At 41.1% G+C, this 6,795-nt stretch carries 5 protein-coding genes; 1 reads left to right on the top strand and 4 read right to left on the bottom strand.

The genetic code is table 11. The annotated features are described in order from the left end of the window. On the bottom strand, positions 1-331 hold a 331-nt coding region (locus tag KBY68_RS08325), incomplete at its 3' end, for a VOC family protein (protein ID WP_255096723.1). Between the two features lie 117 nt (positions 332-448). Here KBY68_RS08325 and KBY68_RS08320 point away from each other — a divergent pair. Continuing rightward, positions 449-1,915 (top strand): MFS transporter, encoded by a 1,467-nt coding sequence (locus KBY68_RS08320; protein WP_255096722.1) that lies wholly within the window; start codon positions 449-451, stop codon positions 1,913-1,915. 34 nt (positions 1,916-1,949) lie between these two features. Here KBY68_RS08320 and KBY68_RS08315 read toward each other — a convergent pair whose 3' ends face one another. Genes KBY68_RS08315 through KBY68_RS08305 form a run of 3 tightly spaced genes read right to left on the bottom strand, consistent with a single transcriptional unit; the run spans position 1,950 to position 6,795 of the window. Continuing rightward, positions 1,950-2,426, bottom strand: coding sequence for a glutathione peroxidase (locus KBY68_RS08315; protein ID WP_255096721.1), 477 nt, complete (start codon positions 2,424-2,426; stop codon positions 1,950-1,952). A 45-nt stretch (positions 2,427-2,471) separates the two neighbouring features. Continuing rightward, on the bottom strand, positions 2,472-5,207 hold the full coding sequence (locus KBY68_RS08310; protein WP_255096720.1) for an MGH1-like glycoside hydrolase domain-containing protein: 2,736 nt from the start codon (positions 5,205-5,207) through the stop codon (positions 2,472-2,474). Between the two features lie 31 nt (positions 5,208-5,238). Beyond that, complete coding sequence (locus tag KBY68_RS08305) at positions 5,239-6,795, bottom strand: GMC family oxidoreductase (protein WP_255096719.1); 1,557 nt, start codon at positions 6,793-6,795, stop codon at positions 5,239-5,241.

The following is a 6,795-nucleotide window of genomic DNA, read 5'->3' as shown; positions in this document are numbered from 1 at the left end:
GGTCTGGCAATAAAACCTGATCTTCAACAATATGACCACTGGTTTCCAACTTACTCCTCAAAGCAAGAACATCTTCAACCTCTAAACAAATATGCCTACCGACAGGCGAAGCAACAAAATCATTAGTAAAACTCAAATGTATCATCATATCTAAGAATCTGAACCACATCAAATCGAAATCCTTGAGAAGCTCGGGTGGCAGAACAACCTCTTGCATCTCAAGGATATCAACATAAAATGCCCTAGCTAGATCGTGACCACCAGGTTTAGCCATCAACGCGATGTGGTTAAGGCGAGTTATACGCCTGTGCATTCTTAAGGCTTCAGACATGGAAATAGTTAAAAGCAATTTATTTTAGCAGTTCTCAAAAAATAAGCCATAACTCGAGATAGCCTTGCCTAGGGGTTGGCATTTGTGCTGCCTCTGATAGAGTAAGAAAAAATTTTTATGGCACCAACTCAATTTAGAACCAAGTTTCTGGCTGACCTCATAGACAAAGATAAATACAAATGGTATGCGCTGCTAGTTGTTCAGATGAGTATCCTGCTAGTTGGGGTTGATTCAACAATATCAAACCTAGCTCTCCCAAATATAACTAAGGATTTAATTACAACTGCAAGCACATCGGCATGGGTAATATCTGCATTCTTCATATCTGTAGCTGTTTCCTTACCAGCTGCAGGACGACTCTCAGATTTATATGGAATGAGAACCATATTTATAACAGGATTCTTTATCTACACCTTAGCCACTGCATTCTGCGGCCTGGCCCCATCAATAGAAATTTTGATACTAATGCGCATTCTTCAAGGAATGGGTGGGGCTGCTCTGTTAGCAAACAGTAATGTTATATCTTTAACAGTATTTCCTCTAAAACAACATGGGCTTGCACTGGGAATAAATGGAACGGTATTTTCTATTGGCTATGCCCTTGGTTTCACATTAGGTGGTCAATTAATCGGTAGCTTTGGATGGAGATCTATTTATTATGTAAACGTGCCTATTGGTATAATAGCAATCCTAATAGGACTATTTATACTTAAGGATCAATATCTTCAAAATGTTATTGCAGACAAATCAGACAAGAGCTTTGATTTTGCTGGTTTTGCCCTATCTGCATTTGGGATAGGGGCTACAATGCTATCAGTTGTAAAAATATCATCTGGGAAAACGATTACACAGCAAAGTATAATATTGTTTATTCTTGGAATAATATCAATTGTTATGTTTGTTAAAACTGAACTACGCATGAAAAAACCGCTTCTTGACATACATTTATTTTCGATCGGAGAATTTGCCAGAGGAACATTCACCCGTCTATTAAATAATTCAATAGTAGCTGCATGCACATTTGCCATACCTTTTTTCACGCAACAAGTTTTAAAATTTAGCCCTTTGCAGAGTGGCCTTGTTATGATGCCTTATGCTTTTGGCTTGGCAATCGTTGGCCCAATTGCAGGAAAATTAAGTGATAAGTACGGAGCCAGATGGCTAACAACATCAGGTTTTGTATGCGGTGGTATTGCGTTAATAGGACTTGAGAGCATTAGTGAAGCTCCTAGTAATGCTACAGGAATAGAAGAAATAGTTGTTAAGCTAAGTATTGCTATGTTCTTGGTTGGAAGCGCAGCAGGGTTGTTTGTATCTCCCAACAATAGTTCAGCACTTGATTCAGTTCCTTTAAAAAGTACTGGCTCAGCCTCTGGAGTGATATGGGCTGTGAGCTTCATAGGCTCAGCTTTTGGTACTGCATATGCAGCATCAATGCTCCGTGAAGTTCTGAAGGTTGGTACAGCATCAATCGCTTATTTAAATGCTCAATCATTGCTCTTCAACACTTTAACTGTATTTAGTTTTGTTGGCGGCTATCTATGCTTTACGCGAAGAAAAACAAAAATAGTACATCACGAGTAATTCAACTAAATTACTAAAAAAATTTACACACGGCCTATGCAATTGGGTCAACCAATTTCTCTATGAGTTGCTGAATTTCAATAGAAGACAAACATACATCAGATGGAAACCGCTTTACTAATGAGCCCTGCCTATCAATTAAAAACTTCTCGAAATTCCAAGTCACTGGTGCGGAATCATCGGTTAGCACCTTGAAAAGGGGATGAATATTAGGTGCAACACAACTAATCTTTGAAAAGAGCGGAATATTCAATCTAAATGTAGAAGCAAGAAATAGCATAACTTCATCAACACTCTTGGGCTCCTGAGCACCAAAATCATTACAAGGAAATGCAAGAATCTTTAGCCCCCTGGGTCCATAGAGCATATCAAGTAGACGCAATGATTCATACTGAACAGTGTAACGGCACTCACTTGCAACATTAATTATAAGAAGAGGTGAGCCCAAAAAACTGCTCATTGGAAGCAATGAACCATCAACAGCAGGAACAGAAACGGATGAGATGTTCATGGTAGAAACACTAGAATAAAGTGAAAGGAAATAAATAAAAGATAGTTAATCACCGCCAAATCCCCAGCGATGCAATAGCATTCTCCTTACCATAGCTGTCCATCCGGTTTGATGGCTAGCACCAACACCGGTGCCATCATCACCATTAAAATATTCGTGGAAATTGTATAAATTCTCGGTATTAGTTAAGTTATCCAGGTATGAATTTGGCTTAATGAAAGGAGCTTTTTTATCTTCATCAGATTGAAACAGAGATATCAATCTAGCCTCCAAATCATTCGCTATATGGCCAAGATGTAGATTACAGCCAGAAAAAGTGGGGTATTCAATAAGAAAGTCGTCACCTAAAACTCGATGATATTCCCTTAGAGCCTCAATTAATAAGTAGTTGATGGGCATCCAAACAGGGCCGCGCCAATTTGAATTGCCTCCAAACATCGCAACAGGGCTATCAGCAGGTGAATACTTAAGTGATGCAGTAATCCCCGAAACATTCATTGAGAAAGGATTTGATTCATGAAACTTAGAAAGGCTACGTATGCCATAATCAGATAAAAATTCAGATTCATCAAACAACCATCTGCACACTCTTCTCAGCCGATAGGGGGAAACCATTGCAAAAAGATATCTACCAGTTGAGTAGCATCCAAGATGGGCAAGAGAAAGGCTGTAATCATCAATACCGTGAACTTGCACATAGGACAAGATTGCATTATCCATGTTTAAATTCTTATCAACATCCAGATCACTATTGGCAAAAGATTGCACAGCTAGTAGGGGGATAATTCCAGTTAATGATCGCACTTTGATATATTCAGCCGTTCCATCAGGCCTTCTTAAAAGATCATAGTAAAAGCCATCTTCGAAATCCCAGTTCAAATAGCCACGCTCTTCCTTACTATTGAGCGAAGATACAGAATGCATAAAGCTAATAACAAGCCGTTGAACCATTTCACCACTATATTCAGTACTACTGTTATGGAGCACATTTATAGCACGTTGCTTTAAGGCAACTACTATCTTCAACATATAAATCGTAAGCAACCCCATCCAAGCTGTGCCATCAGCCTGCTCAATACGGCTGCCATCACTAAGTGGATATCTACGATCGAAAGGGGAGATATTATCTAAACCAAGAAATCCACCATCAAATAAGGCGGAATCAGTGCGGGCATTGCGATTACTCCACCATCCATATTCAAGCAATAATGTTTTTATCGATTCCTCAAGAAATCGATAATCAGGAATACCCGTGTGATTTCTATCAATAGTAAAAATTCTCCAAGTTGCCCATGAAGCAAGCGGTGGATCAACATCAGAAAATGCCCATTCATAGGCCGGAACCTGCGCCTGTGGCGACACATACCGAGATGTGCGCAAAATACCACTTTGATTCTTAGCAAATACGGGATCTAAATCAGCAAAGGCAACAGCATGGAACATCAAATCCCACTTGCAAAAGTAAGGATATTCCCAGGCATCTGGCATAACAAAAATATCGTGAGCATGCAAATATTTCCAATTACGATAGTCACTTTGCCAACGAGAATTAGGGGGGGCTAGCTGACCTGGATCACCTTTTAACCAACGGTATAAATTCAGCTCATAATACTTACAAGACCATAAAAGCCCAGAGGAAGCTGCCGCAAATAAGCTGAGATCTTCACTTGATTTAAAATTCTTTATTCTTTGATATGATGCGTAGAAATCTTGTGCCTCCTCCTCTCTTCTCACAAGAATCATTGAAGAATCAGAAAATGGGTTGGCATGAGATTTAGAGGATAATCTACAATTAATAACCCAAGTATCACCTGCTGAAATAGTATTTTCGCAAATCATTGCAGCCTTTGTACCCTCTAGCGCTGGATTAACTGCTTGCTTCTCTCCATTAACCAAATAGCGATGGAATGCGTCTTTAGTATATTTTTCGCCATCAGCAGTTGCAAATAAAAGCTCACAATTAGTTTCATTATCGGTAAATAACCACTGATTAGGTTGGTCGCAATAAAAATAATGGGCAGGAAACTTATCCTGAGAAAAACGCTGAACCCCTGGGCCTAACAACTCAGGTACAAACAAAGAGCCATCAGAATTCACAGTTATATTCCTTTTGCTAATGCCTGGATAGCCCCACTTCCATGAATTACGGATCCAGAGCGTTGGCAACACGGCTATGTATGCAGGATCAGCGGAAAGATTCCTAACACTGATTCGAATGAATGTATCATCAAAATAATCTTTTGCATATTCAATGGTACAGTGGAAAACGTTATTATTACTCAAAACACCTGTTTGTTCAATTTCAAATTCATGATCATTGCGAATTAGTTTTGCATTTTCCGCTATGAGCTGTTTGTAAGGATATTCACTTATTGGGTATACATATAAAGCTTTTGCATAGCTGTAGGTTGGCGTATTTAAAATATGGTAGTAGGCCTCTTTTACATCTTCACCATGGTTACCCTCATGATTTGCTAAACCAAATAGGCGCTCCTTAAGAATTGGGTCCTTACCATTCCAAAAAGCTGGAGCAAAGCACAAATGGCAATTACGATCAGTCCAACCAAATAATCCATCCTCACCCCAACGATAAACGCGCGATCGAGCATGATCATGGGGGAATGCTTTCCAAGCATTCCCATCCTCGGCGTAGCATTCACGCACCGTTCCCCATTGACGGTCGGGAAGATAGGTTCCCCAAAGATGCCAATCAACAGCATCAACTGAGGAGCTATGCAACCGGCTGTATTCAGCAGACTGGGTGAAGGCGGAGGAATTCATTGTTTGTTTGTCAAGTTGAGTTGATTAATGCTTAGCCAAGCCTTTCAACCAAATGCTCAGAAACCCTGATCGCATTTGCAATAGCTGTTAAAGAAGGATTAACCGCACCAATACTAGGGAAAAAACTTGTATCAACAACATATAAATTATCTAAGTCGTGGGCCTTACAATTCAAATCAAGCACAGAATCCTCAGGATTGGTGCCAAACCTACAGGTTCCTGCTTGGTGGCCAACAGCAGCTATTGCCATGTCAGAAGCAAAATAAATTTGCCTCTCAGCTAAATGATCCTGCTGGTACAGTTTATCAAGCAAACGCTCAAGCCGAACCATCAACTCATTTGAAGCCCGATCGTTTGTAGGCAGATAGCTTAGGGTTATTTGACCGCTTGAATCAACAGTTACACGGTTATCTGGCCTAGGTAAATCTTCAGTTTGCAACCAAAAATCAAGGGATCTTTCAGCCAGCTTATCCATAGACCAAGTGGGAGCAAGGGCTGTGAGCTTAGGTTTATATCCCTTCATCATTGCACCATTAGTTTTACCCGTCATTTGTATATTTCCAATGGGGAAATCAAAATCATTGTCGCCAAAATACCAATCATTAAGGGCTATGGTTTTTTGAAAAATGGTATCATTTGGCTCCCGACCCAAAGCAACAACTGCCTTGCAATTATGATACATATAATTGCGACCCACCTGGTCTGAGCGATTTGCCAAACCATTGGGGTGCTTATCATTTGCAGACATCAATAGCAACCTAGCGGAATTAGCAGCACCGCAACTAACAACAACAATATCAGCACTAAATTTTAGCTTTTCCCCGTCTCTATCAACGAGCACCTCTGTGATAGTGTCGCCGGCAGAATTGGAGATTAACTTCAATACATGGCAGCGGGTAAGAAGAGTTAGAGAACTGTTGGCTAAGCTCAAACCCGCCCTTATGCCCATAACCTCAGCATCCCCTTTGGCATGGAGAAGGCAGGGAAAACCGTCGCACCTATTGCATTTCACACAGGCGCTAAATGGCAGATTAGCCTCATCTAGATTCACCCCGGTAGGTGCATGGAAGGGATGTAATCCAGCAGCTTTAAAACCATCAACCAATTGCTGCATGCGCGGCTCATGTTTAATGGGTGGATAGGGATAGGGAGCACTGGCCCTTGGTTCAGTGGGATCTTCACCCCGTTCGCCATGAACGTGGTACATGGCCTCAGCCCTTGTGTAGTAGGGCTCAAAATCGTTGTAGCGAAGGGGCCAAGCAGGAGAAATTCCATCTACATGAATTAACTCCTCAAAATCTCTCTCCCGCAATCTGAAGTGAGCTGCGCCATATAGCTTTGTTGCACCACCCACAAAATAATGGCTGCCCGGCTGAAACTGTTTATTATTTCGATCCTTCCAGGGGTCAACAGATACATAGCGGTTATTTTGAAATACCTCAGTGGGATCCCAATTTTGGGGCTCGCGAGGCAGCCAATCGCCACGCTCTAAAACCAATACTTTTTTACCTGCCTCTGCTAAGCAGCGGGCAAGGGTGCCTCCGCCAGCACCACTGCCAATAATAACCACCTCATAATGGTTCGTCAT

The sequence above is a fragment of the Synechococcus lacustris Maggiore-St4-Slac genome (genome assembly GCF_024345595.1).
Taxonomy (GTDB): domain Bacteria; phylum Cyanobacteriota; class Cyanobacteriia; order PCC-6307; family Cyanobiaceae; genus Synechococcus_D; species Synechococcus_D lacustris.
The sequence above is the reverse complement of the archived record's forward strand: the minus strand, read 5'-3'. Positions and strand labels throughout refer to the sequence as shown.